Source organism: Catellatospora tritici (assembly GCF_019083965.1).
In the GTDB taxonomy this organism is placed as follows: Bacteria; Actinomycetota; Actinomycetes; order Mycobacteriales; family Micromonosporaceae; genus Catellatospora; species Catellatospora tritici.
In genome coordinates, this window is sequence record NZ_JAHRCY010000011.1 from 221,726 (window position 1) to 246,127 (window position 24,402).

Annotated in this window: 24 protein-coding genes; 12 read left to right on the top strand and 12 right to left on the bottom strand. The window is 70.8% G+C overall.

Translation table 11 applies throughout. The features are described from left to right. Window positions 1–10 precede the first annotated feature (10 nt). Complete coding sequence (locus tag KUA19_RS25165; protein ID WP_217399618.1) at window positions 11–292, bottom strand: hypothetical protein; 282 nt, start codon at window positions 290–292, stop codon at window positions 11–13. 454 nt (window positions 293–746) lie between these two features. Here KUA19_RS25165 and KUA19_RS25170 point away from each other — a divergent pair, with 454 nt between their 5' ends. Next, window positions 747–1,256 carry an Rv0361 family membrane protein gene (locus KUA19_RS25170; RefSeq protein ID WP_443623182.1) on the top strand — a complete coding sequence of 170 codons (510 nt, stop codon included), beginning with the start codon at window positions 747–749 and terminating at the stop codon, window positions 1,254–1,256. Here the strand turns inward: KUA19_RS25170 and KUA19_RS45025 are convergent, their stop codons facing one another. From KUA19_RS45025 to folP, 9 genes are all read right to left on the bottom strand, one after another. Then, on the bottom strand, window positions 1,257–1,871 hold the full coding sequence (locus tag KUA19_RS45025; protein ID WP_372451843.1) for a hypothetical protein: 615 nt from the start codon (window positions 1,869–1,871) through the stop codon (window positions 1,257–1,259). It abuts the gene before it with no gap. Then, window positions 1,868–3,016, bottom strand: a complete 1,149-nt coding sequence (locus KUA19_RS25175) for a M23 family metallopeptidase (protein WP_217399622.1) — start codon at window positions 3,014–3,016, stop codon at window positions 1,868–1,870. The genes KUA19_RS45025 and KUA19_RS25175 overlap by 4 nt, the downstream gene beginning before the upstream one ends. Further along, window positions 3,013–3,531 carry a hypothetical protein gene (locus KUA19_RS25180; RefSeq protein WP_217399624.1) on the bottom strand — a complete coding sequence of 173 codons (519 nt, stop codon included), beginning with the start codon at window positions 3,529–3,531 and terminating at the stop codon, window positions 3,013–3,015. Before KUA19_RS25180 ends, KUA19_RS25175 begins: the two co-directional genes overlap by 4 nt. 2 nt (window positions 3,532–3,533) lie before the next feature. Continuing rightward, a complete protein-coding gene (locus KUA19_RS25185; protein ID WP_254550109.1) occupies window positions 3,534–5,126 on the bottom strand; it encodes a DMT family transporter in 1,593 nt (530 codons plus the stop codon). A 278-nt stretch (window positions 5,127–5,404) separates the two neighbouring features. Beyond that, complete coding sequence (locus tag KUA19_RS25190; RefSeq protein WP_254550056.1) at window positions 5,405–8,923, bottom strand: ATP-binding protein; 3,519 nt, start codon at window positions 8,921–8,923, stop codon at window positions 5,405–5,407. Then, complete coding sequence (locus tag KUA19_RS25195) at window positions 8,920–9,282, bottom strand: hypothetical protein (protein WP_217399626.1); 363 nt, start codon at window positions 9,280–9,282, stop codon at window positions 8,920–8,922. Before KUA19_RS25195 ends, KUA19_RS25190 begins: the two co-directional genes overlap by 4 nt. Before the next feature lie 8 nt (window positions 9,283–9,290). Further along, window positions 9,291–9,611 carry a hypothetical protein gene (locus KUA19_RS25200; RefSeq protein ID WP_217399628.1) on the bottom strand — a complete coding sequence of 107 codons (321 nt, stop codon included), beginning with the start codon at window positions 9,609–9,611 and terminating at the stop codon, window positions 9,291–9,293. Between the two features lie 231 nt (window positions 9,612–9,842). Next, entirely contained in the window at window positions 9,843–10,199 is a 357-nt protein-coding gene (gene folB / locus KUA19_RS25205; protein ID WP_217399630.1) for a dihydroneopterin aldolase, read from the bottom strand. A 2-nt stretch (window positions 10,200–10,201) separates the two neighbouring features. Then, window positions 10,202–11,029 carry a dihydropteroate synthase gene (folP, locus tag KUA19_RS25210; RefSeq protein ID WP_217399738.1) on the bottom strand — a complete coding sequence of 276 codons (828 nt, stop codon included), beginning with the start codon at window positions 11,027–11,029 and terminating at the stop codon, window positions 10,202–10,204. A 21-nt stretch (window positions 11,030–11,050) separates the two neighbouring features. Between folP and folK the strand changes: the two genes are divergently transcribed. The 4 genes from folK (at window position 11,051) to KUA19_RS25230 (ending at window position 15,053) form a co-directional block, all read left to right on the top strand. After that, window positions 11,051–11,581: a 2-amino-4-hydroxy-6-hydroxymethyldihydropteridine diphosphokinase gene (gene folK, locus KUA19_RS25215; RefSeq protein WP_217399632.1), complete on the top strand. Its 531-nt coding sequence runs from the start codon at window positions 11,051–11,053 to the stop codon at window positions 11,579–11,581. 40 nt (window positions 11,582–11,621) lie between these two features. Beyond that, window positions 11,622–12,113, top strand: coding sequence for a DUF3180 domain-containing protein (locus KUA19_RS25220; RefSeq protein ID WP_308167624.1), 492 nt, complete (start codon window positions 11,622–11,624; stop codon window positions 12,111–12,113). Between the two features lie 162 nt (window positions 12,114–12,275). Then, the gene (locus KUA19_RS25225) at window positions 12,276–13,574 is read left to right on the top strand and encodes an ABC transporter permease (protein WP_217399634.1); all 1,299 of its coding nucleotides are present in this window, start codon (window positions 12,276–12,278) and stop codon (window positions 13,572–13,574) included. A 462-nt stretch (window positions 13,575–14,036) separates the two neighbouring features. Further along, the gene (locus KUA19_RS25230) at window positions 14,037–15,053 is read left to right on the top strand and encodes a hypothetical protein (RefSeq protein ID WP_217399636.1); all 1,017 of its coding nucleotides are present in this window, start codon (window positions 14,037–14,039) and stop codon (window positions 15,051–15,053) included. 180 nt (window positions 15,054–15,233) lie between these two features. Here the strand turns inward: KUA19_RS25230 and KUA19_RS25235 are convergent, their stop codons facing one another. Then, on the bottom strand, window positions 15,234–16,391 hold the full coding sequence (locus tag KUA19_RS25235; RefSeq protein ID WP_217399637.1) for an NADH-quinone oxidoreductase subunit D: 1,158 nt from the start codon (window positions 16,389–16,391) through the stop codon (window positions 15,234–15,236). Window positions 16,392–16,452: 61 nt separating this feature from the next. Continuing rightward, on the bottom strand, window positions 16,453–17,388 hold the full coding sequence (locus KUA19_RS25240; protein WP_254550057.1) for an SAM-dependent methyltransferase: 936 nt from the start codon (window positions 17,386–17,388) through the stop codon (window positions 16,453–16,455). Window positions 17,389–17,523: 135 nt separating this feature from the next. Between KUA19_RS25240 and KUA19_RS25245 the strand changes: the two genes are divergently transcribed. The 7 genes from KUA19_RS25245 (at window position 17,524) to nadC (ending at window position 24,402) form a co-directional block, all read left to right on the top strand. Next, window positions 17,524–18,447 (top strand): Rossmann-like and DUF2520 domain-containing protein, encoded by a 924-nt coding sequence (locus tag KUA19_RS25245; RefSeq protein ID WP_254550058.1) that lies wholly within the window; start codon window positions 17,524–17,526, stop codon window positions 18,445–18,447. Between the two features lie 14 nt (window positions 18,448–18,461). Then, the gene (gene panC, locus KUA19_RS25250; protein ID WP_217399638.1) at window positions 18,462–19,298 is read left to right on the top strand and encodes a pantoate--beta-alanine ligase; all 837 of its coding nucleotides are present in this window, start codon (window positions 18,462–18,464) and stop codon (window positions 19,296–19,298) included. Window positions 19,299–19,302: 4 nt separating this feature from the next. Further along, window positions 19,303–19,731 carry an aspartate 1-decarboxylase gene (panD, locus tag KUA19_RS25255; protein ID WP_217399639.1) on the top strand — a complete coding sequence of 143 codons (429 nt, stop codon included), beginning with the start codon at window positions 19,303–19,305 and terminating at the stop codon, window positions 19,729–19,731. A gap of 76 nt (window positions 19,732–19,807) precedes the next feature. Next, window positions 19,808–20,695, top strand: coding sequence for a septum formation family protein (locus tag KUA19_RS25260; protein ID WP_217399640.1), 888 nt, complete (start codon window positions 19,808–19,810; stop codon window positions 20,693–20,695). Between the two features lie 108 nt (window positions 20,696–20,803). Further along, complete coding sequence (locus KUA19_RS25265) at window positions 20,804–21,685, top strand: septum formation family protein (protein WP_217399641.1); 882 nt, start codon at window positions 20,804–20,806, stop codon at window positions 21,683–21,685. A 150-nt stretch (window positions 21,686–21,835) separates the two neighbouring features. After that, the gene (locus tag KUA19_RS25270; RefSeq protein WP_217399746.1) at window positions 21,836–23,524 is read left to right on the top strand and encodes an L-aspartate oxidase; all 1,689 of its coding nucleotides are present in this window, start codon (window positions 21,836–21,838) and stop codon (window positions 23,522–23,524) included. Beyond that, window positions 23,521–24,402 carry a carboxylating nicotinate-nucleotide diphosphorylase gene (gene nadC / locus KUA19_RS25275; RefSeq protein ID WP_217399642.1) on the top strand — a complete coding sequence of 294 codons (882 nt, stop codon included), beginning with the start codon at window positions 23,521–23,523 and terminating at the stop codon, window positions 24,400–24,402. The genes KUA19_RS25270 and nadC overlap by 4 nt, the downstream gene beginning before the upstream one ends.

Sequence of the window (24,402 nt, forward strand, 5' to 3'; positions counted from 1 at the left end):
CGGTGCGCTACTACTCGGCCTCGTTCTTCGACAGGTAGTCGATGAAGCGGGCTCGGATCAGCGGCTCGTTGTCGCCGTAGTTGTGGCCGGTGAACTCGCGCCAGAGCGAGACCGCGTCGTCGACGGCGGCGCCGATGTCGGCGAGCTCCCGCTCCTCGGTCTCCGGGGCGGTCGGGAGGTGGCGGAACAGGTCCCAGAAGAAACCGAGGTCATGCTCCTCGCGAGCCCTCGCGAACGCGCGCTCGCGCAGCTGCTCGGTCGACAGGGCGTCCAGTTCGGCGAAATCGGTCACCGTGCCAGCGTACCGGGAGGTCTGGAGAACGCCTCGGCGCGTGTTGGGAGATCACTAGGCGGCGGGGCGGTTTGGTCATAGGGTGTCGGTCATGCAGCCTCAGCCGCCAAAGCCGCCGTCGCGACTGCTCGGATTTTTGAAGAAGCCAGTTGGGCTCGTACTCGCGGCTGTCGCGGTGGCGTTGATACTGGTGATCATGTGCTGCTGCGGGCTGTGGGCGGCGGGATCGCTGAACCGCGGGTCGGTCTAGTTCGCCAAGTTCACGTATCGCTTACGGTGATCGCCACGCAACCATGGACAGCACCCGTCGTGTTCGATGCGTCGTCGGCGAACTACGGCGAACGAAGGATCGGTCGATTTCGCGGCGGCAACAATACGCACGTGGCGGTACCGGCATCGATGTGTCACGCTGACCTGAACTCACGTGATCGGTTGGTCTTGCGAGAATGGCGAGATGGTGCGACGGATAGGGTGGCGGAAGCTCCTTCTGGGTCTAGTGATCGCGATTGTCGTCGCCGGGATCGGTGTGGCCGTAGCCACGGTCGTTACCTACCATGAGGCCACCAAGATCGACCGGACTAACCCTAGAGTCGTTCTGGACGAGTATCTTCGCGCTGCTGTCGTCAAAAAAGACAGTGTCGGAGTCGACCTGTATTCCTGTGCGGACGCGAGCGGACTTGAGCCGGTGAACGTCCTGCGGACCGAGCTGGACCGTCGTCAGGCTGAGTTCGGCGTGGATATCGAGGTCAGCTGGGGTGCAATCGATACCACCGATAACGGTGCGGCGAAGACGGCGACCGTCAGCTTGTCGATCACCGCGCGGAACGAGGGCAAGGTCGAGAGCCGGAGCCGAGAAGAATGGCAGTTCACACTGCGTGATGAGGACGGATGGCGAGTCTGCTCTGCCAACAAGGTCGTCGTGCCGACGCCTTCGCCGAGCGACTCGCCGTCCTCCCTCGCTTAGTCATTCGAGCCATAGATCAGCCAGCGGCACGGCACGTGTGGCGGGCGCCTGGCCGGTCGCGGCCCAGCGGTACCACTCATGCTCCTGCGCCACCCGTACCTGGGGAGAGCCGTCCGCGCCGAGATGAGCCTCAGTGACCGCTCGAAGGCCTCGTTGTTCACCCTCGCTGCCCATTTGAACCAGGCGGCGACCGGTCAGTTGCCCGGGCACCTGCGATGCGAATGTCTCAGCAGGCACTGCGCCTCGAGTTGGCGGTGCATCGAGTGACACGAGGGCGAGCCCATCGACCGGTGCTCTTCGTTCCGCTGACGTACTGATGGTCTCGACCCAGACTCGCTCGATTGGTACGAGAGCGGCGAAGACCTCGATGCGTTCACGTTCCGCGCGATACCACTCAGACTCGGACAACACTGGAATCATGCTCCGAGCCTGTTGCAGCACTACCGTGTCGCCACGCAATCCGGTTCGCCATCCATGGCCAGGTAGTCCGATCATGACCCGCGCACCTCGTAGTGCGCCGCCACTGCTGAGGAGTGTCATCGCTGGCACGGGCACGATTGGCGCTGGCGGAGTGCGCCACTCGGCGGCCCATGCTGCGAAGTCAGCCTCCGTCATGCGTTGTTTCCTCCGTCTTCGTTGCCCAGCGCCGCCCCCTTGGCAGTCATGAAAGGGATCGGGTCGACGGCGCCAGTGCGCGAGCGGTCCCCGTCGAGGTGCACCTCGAAGTGCAGGTGGGGTCCAGTCGAATGACCGCTGTTTCCTACGTAGCCGATGACCTGCCCGGGGGAGATGCGGTCGCCGACCCGCACGAGCGGCTGGCTCTGCATGTGGCAATACCGCGTGATGACCTGATCCGCATGCAGGATGTCGACATACCAACCACACCCAGGCGTCGAGAGGGAGCCGTCTCGATCGCAGTTCCCCAGGTCACATTTGCTGATGATGACCACGCCGGCGGCTGCAGCATGGATTGGAGTGTGCCGCGCGGCCCCCAGGTCGACGCCGTTGTGGCCGGGGCGTGACGCGGTGCGGAAGCCGGAGTTCAGTGAAGCCTTGACTGGGACGGTCCAGCCGGACGCGGCGATCTGTCCGAACGAGGCACAGCGCAGCGCGTTACGGACTACCACCGCGCGGGCGGCGCCATCGGTCAGCTCGTTGACGATGCGTGTCGCCAACGGCTCGTGCTTCGCATAGGCGTTTGGGTAGGCACTGATCTGAACTCGTTGAGCGGCGACAGTGAGAGGGAGTGTTTCCCATTCTTTGACCTTCAAAAGCTTTTGGTAAAACTTAGTGGCCGCATAGACTGGATCCATCACCTGGGCTGGCGTGCCCCATCCCTGGCTCGGCCGCTGTTGGAACAGCCCAAGTGAATCGTGGTCGTTACGGTCTCCGAGAAAGCCGTGGTTGGTAAGGCTGCTTTCCTGCATGGCGGTGGCGACAGCGATGACCCAGCCCCGAGGTGGAACCTTGAGTTGCTGACCCGTTTTGATGATGATCGCCGCATTCCGAATCTTCTCTTCGCCGTAAGGGCCGATGCTCGGAAACTGTCCGGTTATGCTCACCGTCTTGGCGCTGCCGCAGTTTAGAGAGTTGGTTAGGGGTGACGGTTTGGTGGCGAGGTCGCCGAATATGAAGGCGGTAACCGCCCCGCCGCAGCACAGCAACGCCAATGCGGCGGTCGAAGCAACAATCACTGCAGGTCGCAGGATCCGACGGCGGCCTTCGCGTATCGGGTGAGTGACGATCGGTGGGATGCTCATGCTCGCTCCCAGTCGATGCCGTCCACCAGCCACGTGCCCGCTGAGGCGATCATGCGCAGTCGAAGTGTTCCTGCGTCGATGGGGATTGAGACCTCGACGTATGTCTCCGCGAAAGCATCAACGATGGCTGGACCAGTAATGCGACTGGCGGGAACGCCCGCGGGATCGACTCCATCCAGCTCGGCCGTCAGCGCCTCCGTGCACATGGGTCGTAGTGCCTTAAGCCAGGCCGCTGCGTCGCGATCGTGCCGGATCCAGTTCTTCGCGAAGCTAGTCGCGAGTGTGGCCGCTTCCGGCCCGCTGCTCGGTTTGAGAGGGCTGAGGCTCGCCTCGACCTTGACGACCCCGTCATCACCTTCATCGGGATCGATCGTGCTGTGAGGCGCTGGTGGAGCACTGGTGAGGGGAGTGGTGGTGCCACCCAGCAGTTTGCCGATCGTGACGATGAAGACGACGACTATGGCTAGCCCGAGTGCCACCACGGTGCGGGGCCGCAGAGGGATTCGGGAGAGCATGTCTACCTCGACTCGGACCGAGTCTCGGCCCGGCTGAGCCGGGTTGACTCGGTCGGGGTATCGGTCCTGGCCTCAGCCCGCGTGGTCGCCTGGTGCGGGACTCCGGCGGGTCGGTAGACCGCGTAGCTGGGCTCATTTTCGGGCACGTCCGCTGACCGCCAAGCCTCCACCCGGACAGGGTCCGTGCCGCCACGAGCCTCTGCTCGGACCGTCGACGCCGGATCCTCGGCGGCAACGGCGAGCTCAGGCCGTGCTTCTGGTACCGACGGTGCGGACCCTGCGCCCGGGGTTGACGAACGACCTGGCACACTGCGGTCGGCTGCCTGACTGCTAGACGCCGGTGCCGAGGGCCGAGCGGTCAACAAGGACCGGCCACTGCTTCCTCCGGCAAGTTGAGTGATTCGGCTATAAGGCCGGAGCAAGATCCATCCGACGGCTCCACACAGCAGTACCAGAGTCACTTGCAACCATCCGGCCAGGGAAGCGGTGCTCATGATCAGGTCGACCGCAAACAGATAGATCGCGGCCCCAGTGCCGAAGATTGCGATGTTGAATAGTGCGGCAAGGACGGAGTTCACCAGCCGGCGCAGGCCTGCGCTAGCGGGCCGCAGCATGCCCACGGTTCCCAGCGCCGGAGCGGCAACAACAGCCCAGCGAATGATCAAGAATCCGAGTAGAACGAGAATTGACGCGACGACATCGAACGCTGCGAAGCAGATGGCGGACAAAATGGCCACGAATCCGGCACCGATGCGCTCCATTCCCTTAGTACCCTGGAGGTACTGATAGGCCTCTGGATCTTCGGTTTTGATCTGCTCGGCGACCTTCATCCAGTCGCTCTGCCGCTGACGGATGATCCCGTCCCGCCGGCTCGGGTCGTTCTTGATGGCCTCTACGTCTTCCCAGCTCAGAGACTTAGCGCGGTAGAGGGCGGGGCCATACTTTCGGGCGGTGTCACTGTCGGCTGATCCGAGCGCGCCTCGCAGCCAGTTTCGGTAGAGCAGCGTCTCGACGGCGATGTCCCCCGCGCGGACTGCCGGTGGCCGATGGTCTTCACATGCTCCGGGCTCGGGGTTGCTGCACGTGCCGGATGTGGGCGCCGCATCGGGGCCGACCGCATCATGTACGACGCTCAGAACCCCGACCAGCGTGGAGTCTGCCGCCTTAGCGGATTGAACTGGCCAGTTGGCGATAGCGGTCACGCCGACCATGACCAGAAGCGCCCAACCGATCGTGGTGACTGCCATCGACATCTGCGCCTGACGGGACCGCCAGAGCAGGTACACGCCGATCACCGCGAGCGTGATGGCGCCGAATACGCTGAACACCTGCGTGTAAAGGGATTTGGTCGCCTTTTCGATCAGCGGGTCTGCCCATCCCCAAAGTTCGCCGGGTGCCCAGGCGCGCTCACGCAGCGCGTTCGATGCGCCCACGATGCCGCTGGCGAACATGAACTCGCCGTTCGCAATCGTGTTCTCGAGCTTGTAGTCGGGATGCATCGCAGTCTGGACGCAATTGATGTCGTATGTCGTGTAGTCGTAACCGGCGTAGCCGTACGTGCTGTACAGCAGTTGGCTCGTGCCGTCGGCGCCCATGGTCCACGTGGGTGTCGACGCGAACCACCCGGCGAGACCTGAGTCCGGCGCGGCAGGATTCGGTGCCTGAACGCACTGCAGGCGTGCAGCGCTGATGTCTTGCATCCGCGAGATGCACTCATCCAGACCTCGCTTGGTCCACTCCTCCAGCGAGCACAGCTTGTCCCCCGGAGCGGCCTTGGCTGCCGCGGCGGTATCCGCCGCAGCCTGCACCGGTGCGCCGAAGAGCGTGCCCAGCGCCAGTACGACCGCGGCAACCGCCGCCGCCCCCAGCCGCTTCACCGCCCGCCCCCCTGCGCACCCCGCGCCTCAGCCTGCCCGGTAGGCGTCGTGTCCAGCGTCTCCAGCAGCCCTGGCACGTACGACACGTCGACCCGCACCCGCTGCACCCGACTGTCCACGTCCCGCAGCACGAACTCGCGATACCCCAACCGCCCCGCACTGTTGGCGTCCGGCGCCGACAGCGACGCCAGCACCTCCTCGTACCCGACCTCGGTCGGCACCCGCAGCAGCCGCAGGGCCTCGGAGGCGATCTCCGGGTCCTGCGCGATACGGCCGACGAACACGGTCGAGACGAGGTTCTGCACGTCGAGCCCGAGGATGTCCTTCGGGTTCTGGGAGGCGACGAGCGCGGCGAGGTTCCACTTGCGGCTGTCGCGGGCGAGCCGGACCAGGAACGAGCGGCCGGACCGCCACCCTTCCATGAAGTGCGCCTCGTCGAGGCCGACGAGTTTGCGCTGGTGCATGTCGCCGGAGTAGCAACGGCGCACGGCGAGCCGGTGTGCGGTGTGCAGCATCGGCAACGCGAGCGCCTCCTCGGCCGACCAGTACTCGCGCTCGATCTTGAGGTCGGGCAGGCGCAGGCCGGACATGGTGATGACGGTGAGGGCCGCGTCCGTGCTGAGCAGGTCGCCGGGCGGGGTGCCGAAGAACAGCAGCGCCAGCGGCATCTCGGCGGTGTCGAGCAGCAGGTTGGCCAGCTCGCGTCCGGTGTCGTCGATACCGGCCAGGCAGCGGACGACGTCGTCGAGGGTCGCGGTCTCCTCGGCCGGGACGGTGCGGACGGCGTGGCGCAGCAGCGTGGCGGTGGACGCCTCGCGGGCGACCTGCGGCGGCACCAGCATGGCGCAGATGTCCTGCACGAGCATGCGGCGTTCGGCGCGGGCGTTGCTGACGGCGATCTCGTACTCGCGGTCGCCGTTGGCTCCGGGTGGGAACTCGGTGCGCTGCGGGGTCGGGATCAGGGAGTACGGCGCGAGCGTGCCCTGCTCCCCGCCGGTCAGGTTGAGCACGCGCGAGTACGGCCGCAGCTCCGGCATGTTGGCCAGCCGGGCCAGCGGGCCGCTCGGGTCGAGCAGGGTGACCTGGACGCCGCGGCGGGCGTTGAGGTAGCCCATGGCGCCGAGCAGCGTCGACTTGCCACCGCCGGGCTCGGCGACCATGACGGACAGGCCGGAGCGCTCGCGCACCTCCATCGGGAAGTGCGGGTCGAGGAAGACCGGTCGTCGGCAGGTGCCCGCGGTGCGGCCGAGCAGGTCGCCGCGGCGGTCGCCGACGGTGGAGGCGGCCTGGGGCAGCGCGGCGGCGAGCAGCCGGACCGGCATGCGGCGCAGGTAGCCGGTGTTGGCGATGGGCTCGCCGGGGATGAACTCGCGGGCGAGCTGGTCCTGCTGCTTGGGGTGCTGCAGGGCCACGCGCAGGTCGCGGCTGTACGCGGAGATGACCGAGCGAGCCCGTTCCAGGCACTCGTCGCGGGTGGCGCCGCTGATGGCGATGCGGTGCCAGCCGTGCGCGCGGGCGGAGTCGACGGGCAGGCCGGTGGTCATCTCGTCGCCCATGACCAGGGCGCGACTGGCCAGGCGCTCCAGCTCGGGCGGGGCGTCCATGCCGTGCTCGAGGTAGTCCAACTGCTGCGAGCGGATCATGCGCAGCCGGTGTTCGAGGTTGCGGAAGCTGTCCTGCGGGCCGAGGATGTCGACCCGCGACGACAGCTCCATGGGCCACGGGAGGCGCTCGTGGAAGTGCAGCCAGGGCTCGTGGCGCTCGGGGATGTCCAGCGGCTCCATCCGGCCGACGGTGAGCACGGCGACGTGCCGCTCCTCGCCGGTCATCCGGTTGACGAGCTTGACCGTGCTGCCGTACGGCGCGCGGTAGCGCTCGATCTGCTCGGTGAGGGCGAGCAGGTCGCCCTCCTCCCAGCGACCGTGCCCGACCGAGCTCATCATGCTGGGCGGGCTCATGCCGAGCGCGACGGACCGGTAGAGCAGCCATTCCAGGTCGGAGGCGGCGGCGCGCTGGCCGCGCATGCCGAACGCGGCTAGGACCTCGTCGAACTGCTCGACCTGCTTGCCGAGTTTGCGGCGCTCGGAGTCGGCGGTGCCCTTGCCGAAGGCGCGCAGCAGCTTCTCGCTGAACGAGTCGCCCAGCGCCCGGCGGGCGAAGGTGACGCCGAGGAAGGTCTGGCCCTCGCTGTGGTTGATGTCGAGCAGGTGCCGCTGGGCGTTGACCAGGTGGTCGCCCCAGCCGGGCGCGCCGGGCACGGCGGGCAGCGGCCGGGTGGTGAGCTGGTCGAGCTGCTGCGCCCACTGGTCGGCCGGGAACGGCCGGGTGGTGCGCCGCAGGTGCAGCCGGAATCCGGCCAGGCCCGCGTACTGCTCGCTGATGGCCGACAGCAGCGCCTCGCGCTCGGCGTCGGGGCGGAACGCCCAACGGACCTCGGGCAGCAGATACCAGGCCGTCACGGCGTGCGGAGTGAACGTGAGGTGACCCGCGATCTCGCTGATCGCGATCTCCTGGGCGGCGTCGCGGTCGCGTTTCTGCTTCGGCGGCGTCGCGGGCTTGACCGGCTTGGTGGCGGCGCGGCTGGGCGTACGCGGCGCCGCCGGGGCGGCGTGCCGACCGGGCTGCTGCGGAGCGCCCGGCGACAGCGGGCGGCTGCTCAGCGGCACGGTGCTGACCGGCACCGAACTCACCGGCACCGAGCTGACCGGGCGCTGGCGCAGGTCCGGCGGCGGGCGCATCGGGATACCGCTGACGGGCACGCCGCTGACCGGCGCGGTCTGCGGCGTACCGGCGGGGCGGGGTGGTCCGGCGGGGCCGCCGATGCGCTGCCCGGCCGGGCCGGAGGCGGCGGGACGGCCGACGACCGGGCCGCTGGGCGGCTCGGCGCCGGGAGCGCGACCCGGTGCGGTGGGCTGGCCCTGCGGACGGCCCGGAGTGGCCGTGCGACCGGGGGCCGCGGCGCCCGACTGGGCGGTGCGGTTCGGGTCGGGCGGCAGCGGGACGAAGTTCGGGGCCGGATTCGGCGGTGGCGGCGGCACGGGCGGCTGCGCGGCGCGGGTCGGCGCGGTGCGGGGCACGGCGCCGCCGCGGTTCACCGAGCCGGGCTCGGCGGCCTCGGCGTCGAACAGCTCCAGGAACGGCGACTCGATGTCCGGGCCGATCGGCGGGGGTGGCGGCGGAGGCGGTGGTGGCTCGGCGTCGCGACGGGCGCTGGCGAGCCGTTCGCGCTGGGCCTGGGTGGCGCGGTCGGCGGCGGCGCGCAGCTCGGCGGCGCGGCGGTCGGCCGCGCTCTGCAGGTCGCTGCGCAGGTCGTTGCGTCCGCCTTCGGGGCGGTTGCCGTCGGCGCGGGCCTCGGGACGGCCGTCGCCGGTGGCGGTCTGCTCGGGTGCGGCCGGTTCGCGACGCCGGGGCGGCTGGAAGACGGCGACGGGGCCCTGCGCGGCAGAGCCTTCGACGGAGGGGACGACGTCGGAGACGGTGTCGTCCAGGTCGTACTCGGTATCGTGGCTGGTCATGTGATCGCCCGCCGCACGACGACCCGCCGCGCGACCAGGCGCGGGTCATGGTGTTCGGCGCCGGCCTCGCGGGTACGGCGCCAGTCGGTGAGCGCGGTCCGGATCACCATGCGGGCGGGCCGGTCCGGGTCGACGTGACGGAAGACGTACGACGTGCTGACGATCGCCAGCGCTATCTCCCAGGCCGGGAAGACCTCGATCTGCTGGCTGAACAGCCAGTGGATGCCCATGTAAAGCGGCACGAGCAGCACGAACAGGCCGTACTGCGCGTACGGCAGCTGCACCGGGAGGGTGTAGCCGGGCGGTCCGAGATAGACCAGGCGAGCCCGGTAGATGTCGTCGTCCGTACGCAACCGCATGGTTCCGCCTACTCGAACATGATCTTGACGAGGTTTTCCCCGACCAGCAGCAACGCACCGGCGCCGACGATGAATGCGATGCCGATGATGGCGATCGCGGAACTGGTGAGAACCTTCGAGACCTCGCCCTTGCTGGCGCGCCCGATGAAGATCACGCCCAGGATGGCGAGCAGGATCGGGGAGATCTTGGTCGCGAAGAAGGTCAGGATGTTCTGAGTCGCGATCTCGCCCTTGGGGTCGCCTGGGGCGGCCAGGACGGTGTCGGCGAGCGGGCTCAGCGTCGATGCGACGTGCGTCCACGCCGCCTGGGCGAGCTCCATGGCGATCATTCGTTACCTCCCCGCCGCGACCCGGCGCTGCATATTGCTTAAGCCTTACCGATGGGGGTGCTCATCGGTGGGATGCGCCGAGTAACACCCTGCTTCGTGTCGAGTAACTGGTAGTGAGCGCCGGGGATGTTTCGATGTCCTGGACCGGTGTCCGATCCATAGCAGAGAGTACGGTGCCCCCTGCGGCCCGACAAGCCGCGCAGCATGCGGGCGGTGTCGGATGTCCGCGCGTCACCTGCGCCCGGTCACCGTCACGCTCACATCGGCGAAGGACAGGGGGATCGGTGCCTGTGGCTTGTGGACGGTCACCGTGGTCCGCGCCACCCGGTCGTCCTCCATGCAGGCGGCGACCAGTCGCTCGGCCAGCGTCTCCAACAGGTTCACCGGCGGCCCCGCCACGATCACGGCCAGACGTGAGGCCAGCTCGCCGTAGTGCACCGTGTCGGACACGTCGTCGCTGGCGGCGGCCGGGGCCAGGTCCAGCTCCAGCTCCACGTCCACGACGAAGTCCTGGCCGTCGCGGCGCTCGAAGTCGAAGACGCCGTGGTGGCCGCGTACGCGCAGGCCGGTCAGCCGGATCAGACCCATGGTCACCAGCGTAGGCGGGGACTGCCCGTGGCACGCCACACCGCGATCGCGTCGGCGGTGCCGAGTACGTCGTGCACGCGTACCCCCCAGGCGCCCGCCGCCACCGCGAGCAGGCTCGTCGCGGTGGTGGCCGCGTCGCGCTCGGGCGCGGGCCGACCGTCGAGCAGCAGCCCCAGGTACGACTTGCGGCTGGCCGCGAAGAGCACCGGGAAGCCCAGCCCCACCAGCTCGTCCAGCCGCCGCGACAGCGCCCAGTTGTGCTCGGCGGTCTTGGCGAAGCCCAGCCCGGGGTCGAGGATCAACTGGTCGGGTCGGACCCCGGCGGCCAGCGCCTCGTCGACGCGTTCGGACAGCTCGGCCCGCACCTGGCCGACGACGTCGTGATAGGTCGCCAGCTCCTGCATCCGGTCGGAGTGTCCGCGCCAGTGCATGATCACGTATGGGCAGCCGGCCTCGGCCACCACGCGGCGGATGTCCGGGTCGGCCAGCCCGCCCGAGACGTCGTTGACCAGCACCGCCCCGGCCTTCAGTGCGGCGGCGGCGACGGCGGCGCGGGTGGTGTCCACACTGGTCGCCACACCCGCCTCGGCCAGCGCCCGGATCACCGGGACGACCCGGGCGGTCTCGGTCTCGGCGTCCACGCGCAGCGCGCCCGGCCGGGTCGACTCGCCGCCCACGTCCACCAGGTGCGCCCCCTGCTCACGCAGCTCGACCCCGTGGCGCACGGCGCTGTCGAGGTCGGTGTAGAGGCCGCCGTCGGAGAAGGAGTCCGGCGTCACGTTGAGAACGCCCATCACCACCGGCGGCGTCGCGCGCATCAGGTCGAGCACCACGCTGCGAGAATATCGGGCGTGACTTCCGTGGTCTTCTCGATCGGCAGCAACCTCGGCGACCGGGCCGAACACCTGCGCTTCGCGGTGCGCCGCCTGGCCGAATTCGGCGAGGTCGCCGCGGTCAGCGGGGTGTACGAGACGCCGCCCTGGGGCGACACCGAGCAGCCCGCCTACTACAACGCAGTCGTGCTGATGACCGGCGCGCACTCGGTCGAGGAGTGGCTGCTGCACGCCCACCAGATCGAGCACGAGGCGGGCCGGGTGCGCCACCAGGCGCGCCGCTACAGCCCGCGCACCCTCGACGTAGACCTGGTGGCGGCCTGGACCGACGAGGGCGGTCCCATCCTGCGGACCACACCGGAGTTGACCCTGCCACACCCGCACGCGCACCAGCGGGCATTCGTGCTGCGCCCGTGGCTGGAAGTCCAGCCGTACGCCCAGCTCCCGGGGCACGGCTGGGTCAACGATCTCGTGCTCGCCGATGCGATGGCGGCGGAGGTCGCCGCGATGACCGCCCTGCCCGAGGTCCGGCTCGAAGTAGAGTCGTAGACCGCGGGCGCGCCTGCCGCGAACGGAGAAGGGAAGCCGAGTGAGCCAGCAACCCACGCCGGAGCCGCGGCTGCAACCCACCAGCGCGGCCACCCTGGTGGTCGCGGCCCTCGTGTCGGCGGCGGTCGCCTGGCTGGTCATCAGCAACTGGTACGGCGTGATGCCGGATCTGCCCTGGCTGCCCGCGTTCACCCTGCTCGCTCTGGCGATCGTCGAGTTCACGCTGGCCCAGCAGACCCGTGCGCGCATCGAGCGCCGCCCTGGCCGACCGCCGGTGGAACCGCTGGCCGTCGCCCGGTACGTCGTGCTGGCGAAGGCGTCCTCGCTGGCCGGGGCGATCTTCGTGGGCTTCACGGCCGGCCTGGCGCTCTGGCTTCTCGTCGACGGGCATGGCATGCACGCTGAGCGTGACCTGCCGGTGGCCGTCGTCTCGATGGCCTGCTCGGCGGCGCTGGTCGGGGCGGCACTGTGGCTGGAGCGGGCCTGCCGGGTGCCCAAGCAGCCGGACCAGGACAACTCAGAGCAGCCCTGACGCAGCGCGACGGCGGCCGAACCCTCCGGAAGGGGCCGGTCGGGCAGCCGTTCGAACACACGCGCAAGACTCTGTCGCATTCACGTTTCAGCCGGTACGGTGCGTCGGGTAACCCGGTCGTACCCCGCGACCGGTGGTGAGCCGACTCGGGAGGCGCGAGTCATGGCCTACGACAGTGACGCGACCGAAACGACCGGGCAGCGGCGTTATCGTGGCGAACCCGGCTTCCATGAGGAGCCGGACTTCCGCGACGGCGGCGGTACCGGTCAGCACGCCATCGTGTCCAGCCGCGACAGCGGGTTCCACCGTGGCCGTCCGGCCGCCGGCGGCAACCTCGACGATGTCTTCGACGACCCCACACACGGTGCAGTCGGGCGGGACCGACTGGGTGTCCACTTCGCCTGGGAAGGCGTGCTCGCGCTCGGCATCGTGACCATCGGTTACCTGCTCTTCCGCAACCACGTGGACCAGTTGCGGGGCACCTCCTTCAAGGAGCTGCTCGTCTTCGTCTCGGTGCTGGGCCTGCTCGCCCTCGGCGCGTCCATGACGCTGCGGGTCGGCGCCGTCAACCTGGCCCTCGGCCCGGTCGCCGCGGCCGCGGCGGTCTTCTACGCCCAGAACGGCAACGACGGCATCGTCCCCACCGCCGGCGTGGCGGTCGCGCTGGCGGCCGGGCTCGGTGTGGTGATCGCCGTCGTGGTGGTCGGCTTCCACGTGCCCGGCTGGGCGGGCAGCCTCGGCGCGGCGCTGCTGGCCGTGGTGTGGATCCAGAAGCAGCCCACCACGGCGCTGACCGTCGCGGGTGAGTACAACCCGGTCCCGCACGCGTACTACCTGATCGGCGGCTTCGCCGCGCTGAGCCTGGTCGGCGGCCTGCTCGGCGCGATCCGCTCGCTGCGGCGCGGCATCGGCCGGTTCCGTCCCGTGGGCGACCCGGCCGAGCGCCGGGGCGGTCTGGCGGGGACGGTCGCGGCACTGGCCATCGTCGGCTCGACCATGCTCGCCGCGGTGTCCGGGGTGCTGCTGGCCGCCCTGTACGGCGCGCAGCAGCAGGTCGTCGTTCCGGTGCTCGGGTTCGATCTGACCGGCCTGGCCATCGGTGCCGCGCTGGTCGGCGGGGTCAGCGCCTTCGGCCGCCGCGGCGGCGTGTTCGGCACCCTGCTCGCGACGATCCTGCTCGGCCTGGTGATGTGGTACGCCGTCGCCGCCGACTGGAAGATGTCGCAGTACGCGCTGGCCGCCGGGGCGCTCGCGGTCGGTCTGGTGGTCACCCGCCTGGTGGAGACGTTCGGGCGTCCGCTGCCCGCCGACGATCCCGACGACTGGTCCGACGTCGGCGTGCCCGCGACCTCGTCGTGGTCCACCGGCAGCGGCGACACCTGGGCGAACCTGCCCGCGCAGCCGGCGCCGCCGCGCACCGACCAGTGGGGCGACGACGACCGCTGGTCGTCGCTGCGCTGACCTCACACTTTCGGGGGGTTGCCGCGCGGGCGCGCGGCAACCCGTGCCCAGCCCGTTCGCGCTCGTTAATCTCACGTGACGAATGTGCGGCGGTTACCGGCGCGACGGGCGTCGTTCTCCTGGTTCCACGGCCTGTTCCGGACGGGGCGGCGCAGGTCCTCCGGCAAAAGGCTCTCGCATTCACCGGCCGCGGAGCATTCCCCTGGGCGGCAACTGTCGGTAGCCTCTAGCACCATGCCGGATTCCGACACGCGAGACGATCAGCGGAGCGGGCGCCTGCTTCCCGTGCTCTTCTGGGCCGGCGTCGGTCTGGCCCCGATCGCCGCGTTGTTCCTGTTCATGGCCGATGGAAGCACCGCGCTGCGGGCCGCCATCGGAGTGATCATCCTATCGGTGATCTTGATTGGCCTGTCCATCACTCTGCGTCGCGATACTGAAACGGTACGCATAGAGCTTGAGGACATGATGTTGGACGAGGTGGACACTCTGCGCGCCGACGTGCGCGACGACATCTCCACCGCCGCCCACGCCACGCACCGGGCGTTCGCCGAGAAGTTCCAGTACCTGGTGGATCAGCTCGAAGCCACCCGGCATGAGCTCGACGGCACCCGTGCGCAGCTGGAGGCGATGCGCGCCGACCTGGCCCGCGTGGGCGCGCCCGCGCCCGCGGCCAACCGTCCCGGTGCCGCACCGGCGCCGCACCAGCCCGGCCCCGGGGCACGGCCGGGTGTGCCCGGCGGCGTCGTTCGGCACACCGAGACCGTCCAGGTAACCACGCGGCAGACCATCGTGGACCCGCACGCCGAGGACGCCCAGCGCGGCACCGTGTACGGCGGCTTCGACCGCGGCGGCCGCGCCGAGAACGACTACGCCACCCCGCCCCGCATCGAGGTGCAGCGCCCCCGGTCCGAGCGGCACCGCGAGCGCGAGCGCGACCGCGAGGAGTCCTGGACCGAGCAGCGCCTGCGCGAGCAGCTGGAACGGCGCCGCGACGCGGCCGAGCCGGTCTCTGCCGAGCGCTGGAGCAGCCGCGACGACCGCGACGACCGGGAAGACGACCGTCGCGGCAGCCGCGCCGAGTCCGGCCGCCGCTACGCCGACGACGATGACGATCGCCGCCCCGACCTCAGCGCGGGCGACCGCTGGGCCAGCATCCGCAGCGATGACCGGGGCCGCGAGCTGCGTATGGGCGAGCGCCGCGCCGACCTGCGCAGCGACGGCTCCGGCGGCACCGAACTGCGCATCGAGGACCGCTGGGCCGCCGTCCGCCGCGAGGCCGAACGGGGCGGCTTCCCGTTCGAAGACGACCGCCTGGACGAGCCCCGCAGCGGCTTCCCCTTCCGCGACCAGGACCGCCGCGAAACCCCCCGCGCCATCTCGTCCTCACCCGACCGCGAAGACCGCTGGTCCGACTACGAATCCCGCACCGACCGCGACCGAGAACGCGACAGAGACCGCGATCGAGACCGCTACCGCTGACCCGCACGCTCGCCGGCGGCGTCTGGACTGAGGAGCGTGACTGGGCCAAAGGCCCAGCAGCGACGAGGGAAGACGCCGCCTGAAAGGCGAGCGTGCCGCGCTCGCGGAGGCGGGCGCCAGCGGTGCAGTGAGCGTGCCGCGCTCGCGGAGGCGGGCGCCAGCAGCACAGCGGGCGCCAGGTTATTTGTCGATGTCGCCGACGACGAAGAACATCGAGCCGAGGATGGCGATCAGGTCGGGGACCAGGGTGCCGGGCAGCAGGGTGGACAGCGCCTGGACGTTGGCGTACGACGCCGTGCGCAGCTTCATCCGCCACGGCGTCTTGTCGCCCCGCGACACGAGGTAGTAGCCGTTCACGCCCAACGGGTTCTCGGTCCACGCGTACGTGTGCCCCTCGGGTGCCTTGACCACCTTCGGCAGCCGTACATTCACCGGTCCGGTGATCCGGTCCACCCGGTCCAGGCAGGCCCGGACGAGGCCCAGTGACGCGTACACCTGGTCCAGCAGCACCTCGAACCGCGCGTGGCAGTCCCCGGTGGTACGGGTGACCACCGGCACGTCCAGCTCCCCGTACGCCAGATACGGCTCGTCGCGGCGCAGGTCGAAGTCGAGCCCGCTGGCCCGTGCCACCGGCCCGGATGCGCCGTACGCGGCGGCGTCGGCGGCGCTGAGCACCCCGACCCCGACGGTGCGGGCCAGGAAGATGTCGTTGCGCCGGATCAGGTCGTCCAGCGCGGGCATGCGCGACTCGACGAGGTCGACCGCCTCGCGGGCGCGCCGGGTCCAGCCCGCCGGGACCTCCTCCTTGAGGCCGCCGACGCGGTTGAACATGTAGTGCATGCGCCCGCCGGTGGCCTCCTCCATCACCGCCTGCAGCACCTCGCGCTCGCGGAAGGCGTAGAACATCGGCGTGATCGCCCCGATCTCCAGCGGATACGACCCGAGGAACATCAGGTGGTTGAGGATCCGGTTCAGCTCGGCCATCGCCGTACGCAGCCAGATCGCCCGCTCCGGCACCTCCAGCCCCATCAGCCGCTCGACCGCCATCGCGGCCCCCAGCTCGTTGCTGAACGCGCTCAGCCAGTCGTGCCGGTTGGCCAGCACCAGGATCTGCCGGTAGTCGCGCACCTCGAACAGCTTCTCCGCGCCCCGGTGCATGTATCCGACGACCGGCTCGGCCGACAGCACCTTCTCGCCGTCGAGCACGAGCTTGAGCCGCAGCACGCCGTGCGTGGACGGGTGCTGCGGTCCGATGTTGAGGACCATGTCGGTACCGAGCTGCTGCGCACCCGCGCCCGCCCCGACCGTCAACTCGCGCGTACCGCCCGCTTCCGCCATGGCCGCAATCGTAAGCCAGCCCTCCGCCCCCCACCCCGTTAAGGAAGGGCCCTTCCTTCGCTCAGGGCAGGAGGGGGAGGGGGTGGGGGAGGGCGACGGGGTGGGCGAGCCACCAGTGGGCGCCGAGTCCGGCGGGGGCGGTCAGCTCGGCGCCGGCGCCGGCGGTGGACAGGGCGCGGACGTACGCGATGGGGTCGGTCGAGGCCAGAGTCAGTGGCGGACGGCGGCCGTCGACGCCGAGGCGGTGCAGGGCGTCGCGCTGGCGTAGCAGGACGTGGTCCGGACCGGCTGCCGCGGCGGCGGAGTCCATGGCGACGTGGCAGGTGATGTCGGTGCTGCCGTCGAAGGCGGGCGGGACCTCACGGCCGTGTCGGAAACCGGTGGCGGTCGACCGGGGCGGACGATGTTCGCGCAGGTGGCCGTAGTCGACGGCCAGGGCGAGCCCGGCCGACACGGCGGCGACCGCGTCGGCCCAGGCTTCGTCGCGGGTTCGCCCGATCTCGATCACCTCGTCCGGCCCGGCGGGCCACCACCGCTCTGCCCAGGCCGCGTCGGCGGGGGAGAGCGGGTCGCCCGGGTTGAGGCCGGTGTCGAGGTAGCGGCCGTCGCGGGCGAGGTCGAGGGGGATGTTGTCCAGCCACTCGGTGGCGAGCAGGACGCCGGTCAGGCCGCGCGGGAGGTCGGTGCGCCAGGAGATGCCGTCCCAGGACCGCATGGTGACCTCCACCCCGATGGGTCGGACCCGGGCGCGTACCGGCGGGGGAAGTTCGGCGAGCAGTGCCGTGAGCAGCTCGCCCCGGCCCGCGCCCACGTCGACGAGGTCGAGCGTGGCGGGTGCGCCCAGAGCCGTGTCGACCTGGCAGACCAGCCGGGCCAGGGCGGCGGCGAACAGCGGTGACGCGTGCGCGCTGGTGCGGAAGTGGTCGGCTGGGCGTTCGCGGACGAAGAAGCCGCCCGGCCCGTACAGCGCCCGCGCCATCGCCTCCCGCCACCGCATCAGCCGATGATGCCGTACGCCCGGTTTGTTAAGTCCGGGGGTCAGTGCGGTTTCGCACAGTTGCTGTCCGGTCAGTGGGACGCGGACGCATACTTGCGTCGACCGGTACCCCGACGCAGAGGACTGGATCAGAGCATGAGCGCAACGCGCGAGTTCACCGTGGGTGTGATCGGCGCCGGCCGGGTCGGCGCGGTCCTCGCGGCCGCCCTACGGGCCGCCGGGCACCACGTCGTCGCCGCATCTGGCGTCTCTGCCGCGGCCAAGCATCGCATCAGCACCCTGCTCCCGGGTGCCCAGAATCTTCCCGCCGACGACGTGGCCCGCGCCGCGGACGATCTGCTGCTCATCGCGGTACCCGATGACGCGCTCGCGGGCGTTGTCGCCGGGCTGGCCGCCACCGGCGCGCTGCGTCCCGGACAGATCGTGGCGCACACCTCCGGCGCGCACGGCCTGGCCGTGCTGGCGCCCGCCGCCGCGGTCGGCGCTCGGCCGCTGGCGCTGCACCCGGCGATGACCTTCACCGGCGGCGCCGGTGACCTGCGCCGCCTGCGCGGCATCTCGTACGGCGTGACCGCCCCCGACCCCACCGTCCGGGAGCTGGCCGCCGACCTCGTCGCCGACCTCGGCGGCACCCCGGAGTGGATCGGCGAGCAGCAGCGCGCCCTCTACCACGCGGGCCTGGCCCATGGCGCGAACCACCTGGTCACGCTAGTGAACGAGGCCGCCGACCGGCTGCGCGACGCGGGCGTGCTCGACCCGGCCAAGGTGCTCGGCCCGCTGCTGACCGCCGCGCTGGAGAACGCGCTGCGGATGGGCGACGCGGCGCTGACCGGCCCGGTGTCGCGCGGCGACGCGGGCACGGTGGCGCGGCACGTGCAGGTGATGCGGGAGACGGCGCCCGACTCGCTGCCCGCGTACGTGGCGCTGGCCCGGCGCACCGCCGACCGCGCCATCGCCAACGGCCGCCTGCGTCCCCGCGACGCCGAGCCGCTGCTCGGCGTGCTGGCCCAGTCCGCGACCGGAGCGGGGTACACAGAGATCGGCGAGACCGCCCGATGACTGGAGGTACGGCCGTGACGGATGTCGTAGGCACGCGGGCCGAACTGGCCGCGGCCCGCGCCGCGCTGCCCGGCACCGTGGCCGTGGTGATGACCATGGGCGCGCTGCACGAGGGGCACGCGATGCTGCTGCGCGAGGCCCGCAAGAGCGCCGACCACCTGCTCGCGACGGTCTTCGTGAACCCGCTGCAGTTCGGGCCGAACGAGGACTTCACCCGCTACCCGCGCACATTCGAGGCCGATCTGGCGGTGTGCGAGCGCGAGGGCGTGGACGTGCTGTTCGCGCCGACGCCTGAGGTCATGTATCCGCACGGCGACTCCGAGGTGACCGTGCACCCCGGGCCGCTGGGTGAGGTGCTGGAGGGCGCGGTGCGCCCCGGCCACTTCGCGGGCGTGCTGACCGTGGTGTGCAAACTGCTCCGGCTCACCGGCGCCGACCTGGCGTTCTTCGGGGAGAAGGACTATCAGCAGCTGACCCTGATCCGGGCCATGGTGCGCGATCTGGAGCTCGACGTGGAGATCGTCGGCGTGCCGACGGTACGGGAGCTCGACGGCCTGGCGCTGTCCAGCCGCAATCGGTACCTCGACGACGCGCAGCGCGAGACCGCGCTGGCCCTGTCGCGCGCGCTGCGCGCCGGTGCCGCCCAGCGCGGCGCGGCCGCCGTGCTGGCGGCGGCGCGGGCCGAGCTGGCCGGGTTGGAAGTGGACTACCTGGCGCTGCGCGGCGCCGACCTGAGTGAGGACCCGGGTGCAGGCCCGGCGCGGCTGCTGGTGGCGGCCCGTGTCGGTACGACCCGGCTGATCGACAACATCCCGGTGCACCTCGACGCACCGCACCCCCGGGAGAGCTGAACCGATGTTCCTGCGCACCATGTTCAAGTCCAAGATCCACCGGGCCGTGGTGACCCAGGCCGACCTGCACTACGTGGGTTCGGTGACGATCGACGAGGACCTGATGGACGCCGCTGACCTGCTGCCCGGCGAGCAGGTGGCGATCGTCGACATCACCAACGGCGCCCGGCTGGAGACCTACGTCATCCCCGGCGAACGGGGCACCGGCGTCATCGGCATCAACGGGGCGGCGGCGCACCTGGTGCAGCCGGGGGACCTGGTCATCCTCATCTCGTACGCCCAGATGGATGAGGCCACCTCGCGCGCCTACACCCCCAAGGTCGTCCACGTGGACGCCGACAACCGGGTCATCTCGCTGGGCGGCGACCCCGCCGAGGCGGTGGCGGGGATGGTCGGCGATCCGGTGCCCAGCCCGCTCGCGGTGGCACGGTAGCCCCCTCGGCCGGTTTTGCGGCGCACGCCGGTCCGTTAGGCTCCGGGCGGACTGGGCTCGGAAGGGGACGATGTCGATGAGGCGGTGGATCGCCGCCGGCACCGCCATGTGCGCGCTGCTGGCACCGGCGCTGGCCGGATGTACCGCGACAGTGGCCGGCACGGACGGCAAGCTCACCGACGACTGGTCCGCGCTGCCCGAGGCCCAGGTGTTCACGCCCGGTGCCGAGGTCTGCCACCCCAAGACGTACGAGCAGACCGGCCGCGCCACCGCATACCAGCCGGTGGACTGCGCCCAGTCCCACTTCGGCGAGACGGTGTACGTCGGCACCCTGACCGGTCCGGCCACCGAACTGGCCGCGCCGCCGGAGCCGAACACCGCCGCGGTGGCCGCCGCCTACGCCGAGTGCGACGAGCGCGCCACCGCGTACGTGGGCCGCCAGTGGCGCGACGCCCGCCTCACCCTCGATCTCACCCTGCCCTCGGCGGCGGCCTGGCAGGGCGGCGCCCGCTGGTACCGCTGCGAGCTCAACGAGCTGACCACGGTCACCGGCGACGCCGACTGGGTCGAGCGCAAGGGTTCCCTGCGCGGCGACCTGTCGGCGCCGCTGCTGCTGGGCTGCTTCAACGAGTCCGGCACCAACGGCGTGGACAAGATGGAAGCGGTCGACTGCGCGAAGTCGCACAACGCCGAATACGTCGGCTCGTTCGCCGCTGCGCGCACCCGCGCCTACCCGGCGAGCGAGAAGGACTGGGACTACTTCCACGACAACTGCCGCAAGGCGATCGCGGCGTACGTGGGCATCACCCAGAGCGCGACCACCCGCTACGGCGTCATCTCCTGGCCGTACAGCCGGGCCACCTGGGCCGGCGGCGACCGGGGCGTGCGCTGCTACCTGTGGCTGGAGCAGAAGAAGATGACCGGTTCGGCGAAGGACACCAAGGGCAAGGGGATCCCCTCCTGAGGTCTTGATCAGACCAGCCCCAGGCGGGACGCGGGAACTGGCGCGTATGAACTATGCTCGCCATTCACGTTGGCCTAGATCGGGGGAGGGCATCCCATGCGACGTGGGATGAGCCGGGTAGTCGCCGGACTGTTGCTCGGTGCGGTGACGTTGCTCGCCGCCACGGCCTGCACGCCGGAGCTGCCGAAGCACATCGACGGGAACCTGACCGACCAGTGGCCCGCCATGGCCGCGCCGAAGGGCTGGGAGCCCGACGCGGACATGTGTCTGAAGGTCCTGAACGACTACATGTCCCGCAGCATGTACGACCCGGTGGCCTGTGACCGTGGCCACAACTACGAGATCGTGGCGATCGGCCAGTTCACCGGTGCCGCCGCCGAGGCCGCCGAGGCCCCGCAGGCGGGTTCGGCCGCGATGCGCACCGCCTGGAGCGACTGCGACAAGAAGGCCACCGCGTTCGTCGGCGGCGACTGGCGCGGCGGCATGCTGTCGATCGGCCTCTCCCTGCCCGCCTCGATCAGCTGGACCGGCGGTTCCCGCTGGTACGTCTGCGTGCTCTCGGCCCTGGAGCGCCCGTACGGCGACCCGACCCTGCGCAGCATCTCGCTCAAGGGCGAGTTCACCAAGAACTCCTCGCTGAAGTACGGCTGCTACCAGTACGGCGACACCCTCGTCGCCATCGACTGCAAGAAGTCGCACAACACCGAGTTCGCGGGCATCTGGAACGCGGGCAGCCTTGCCTACGCGAAGCTGAACTCGTCCCAGGACAAGATCGCCAGCGAGTGCCGCAAGGTGATCGCCAAGTACGTGAAGGTCCCCGCCGACGGCAACATGAAGTACCGCACCGGCGTGGTGTGGGACTGGCCGTCGGAGGCCGACTGGAATGCCGGCGACCGCGGCGTGCGGTGCCACATCTGGCTGGACAAGAAGAAGGTCACCCGCTCGCTGAAGGGTGCCGGCAACGGCGGCCTCCCCATCAACTATGCGTGACCCCTGACTGAGTGGATCGCCGCTCCGGCCGTACTGGCCGGGGCGGCGATCTTCTTTTTCGCCTGGTGCAGGGCCGAGTGTTGGGCGTCACGGTCGGTTGGGGGTGAATGGAGGGCTGCGGCGCGGTTGACTGGGCGTGTGCGCGAGGCGTTGAACGTTCCGGTCGAACTTCCGGTGCTGCCGCGGGCGCTGCCCGCGCGGGCAGCGTCGTGGGCCGAGCCCACCGACGTGGTGGTGATCGGGTCGGGTATCGCCGGCCTGACCGCCGCGCTGCACCTGCGCGAGGCTGGCCTGCACGTCACGGTGGTCACCAAGGTCAACATTGACGACGGGTCCACCCGGTGGGCCCAGGGCGGCATCGCGGCCGTGCTCGACCCGCTCGACACCCCGGCCGCCCACGCCGAGGACACGCTGGTCGCCGGGGTCGGCCTGTGCGACCCGGAGGCCGTCGACGTACTGGTCACCGAGGGCCCGGCCCGGGTGCGCGAGCTGATCAAGATGGGTGCCGAGTTCGACCGCCACCCCGACGGCTCGCTGATGCTCACCCGCGAGGGCGGCCACCACGCCAACCGGATCATCCACGCGGGCGGCGACGCGACCGGCGCCGAGGTGCAGCGCGCCCTGCACGCCGCGGTGCGCCGCGACCCCTGGATCCGCCTGGTCGAGCACGCGCTCGTGCTGGACCTGCTGCGCGACGCCGACGGCCGGGCCTGCGGGGTCACCCTGCACGTGCTCGGCGAGGGCACCGAGGACGGCGTCGGCGCGGTGCTGGCCCGCGCGGTGGTGCTGGCGACCGGCGGCATGGGCCAGGTCTTCGCCTCCACCACCAACCCGATCGTCTCCACCGGCGACGGCGTGGCTTTGGCGCTGCGCGCGGGCGCGGCCGTGACCGACCTGGAGTTCGTGCAGTTCCATCCCACGTCGCTGTTCTTGCCGGGTAACCGCAGCGCGCAGCAGCCGCTGGTCAGCGAGGCGCTGCGGGGCGAGGGGGCGTACCTGGTCGACGGGGACGGCAAGCGGTTCATGGTCGGGCAGCACGAGCTGGCCGAGCTGGCGCCGCGCGACGTGGTCGCCAAGGGCATCCACCGGCAGCTGCTGGCGTCGGGCACCGACCACGTCTACCTCGACGCCCGGCACGTGCGCGACGTGACCCACCGCTTCCCGACCATCACCGCGTACTGCCTGGCGGCCGGGGTGGACCCGGTGCACGACCTGATCCCCGTGGCCCCGGCGGCTCACTTCGCCTCCGGCGGCGTGCGCACCGACCTGCACGGCCGAACCAGCATCCCCGGCCTGTACGCCTGCGGTGAGGTCGCCTGCACCGGCGTGCACGGCGCCAACCGCCTGGCCTCGAACTCGCTGCTGGAGGGTCTGGTCTTCGCCCGGCGCATCGCGGTGGACATCGCCCGCGAGCTGCCGCCGCAGGGCCCGATCGAGCTGGACAAGGTCGCCATGATCGGCGGGCTGCCCGCGGCCGACGCCGTCGCCGACACCGCCGAGGCTGTCGTCACCGACACCGCCGCGCGCCGGGCCCGGCTGCAGCGGGCGATGACCCGGGGCGCGGGCGTGCTGCGCAACGCCGAGACGCTGGCCGGGACGGCCGCGGTGCTGACCGAGGTCGGCGCGCCGCCGCTGCCGGGCCGTACCGCCGGGTGGGAGTTCGCGAACCTGCTGACCGTGGCGTCGGCGCTGGTCGCCGCGGCGTCGCTGCGCGCCGAGACGCGCGGCTGCCACTGGCGCGAGGATCATCCGGAGGCGAGCGCGGCATGGCGCGGGCACCTGTTCCCGCAGCCGGACGCCGCGGGTGGTCTCACGGCTAGGTGGGAGGAGATGGCGTGAAAGAGTCGACGCGGATCAGTTTGGACAAGGCGGGCCTGGACCCCGACGAGGTACGGCGGATCGTCGAGAACGCGCTGCGCGAGGACCTGGGCCCCGACCGCCTGGACGTGACCGGCGTGGCGACGATCCCGGCCGATCAGGTCGACACGGCCGAGCTGATCGCCCGCGAGGCCGGGGTGGTGGCCGGGCTGGCCGTGGCGGAGCTGGTGTTCGAGCTGGCCGGGCCGGGTGCCGAGGTGACCGTGCAGGCGACCGATGGTGACACGGTGGCCCGGGGCGACGTGCTCGCCACGATCACCGGTCCGACGCGGACGCTGCTGGCGGCCGAGCGGACCGCGCTGAACCTGCTGTGCCGGATGTCGGGCGTGGCCACCCACACCCGCCGCTGGGTCGAGCAGCTCACCGGGACGAAGGCGCTGGTGCTGGACACCCGCAAGACCACCCCGGGGCTGCGCCCGTTGGAGAAGTACGCCGTGCGCGCCGCGGGCGGCACGAACAAGCGCATGGGTCTCTACGACGTCGCCATGATCAAGGACAACCACAAGCTCGCCGCGGGCTCCATCACCGCCGCGTACGAGCTGGTCCGCGCGACGTTCCCGGACCTGCTCGTGCAGGTGGAGGTGACCACGCTGGCCGAGGCGAAGGAGGCGGTCGCCGCGGGCGCGACTTTCCTGCTCTGCGACAACATGTCCCCGGACCTGCTGCGCGAGGTCGTCACCGCGGTCGGCGACCGCGCCGAGCTGGAGGCGACCGGCGGCCTCACCCTGGCCGTCGCCGCCGAGTACGCCGCCACCGGGGTCGACTACCTGTCGGTGGGGGCGCTCACCCACTCGTCGCCTATCGTGGACATCGCCTTGGACCTCCGACCGCGGAAGTGA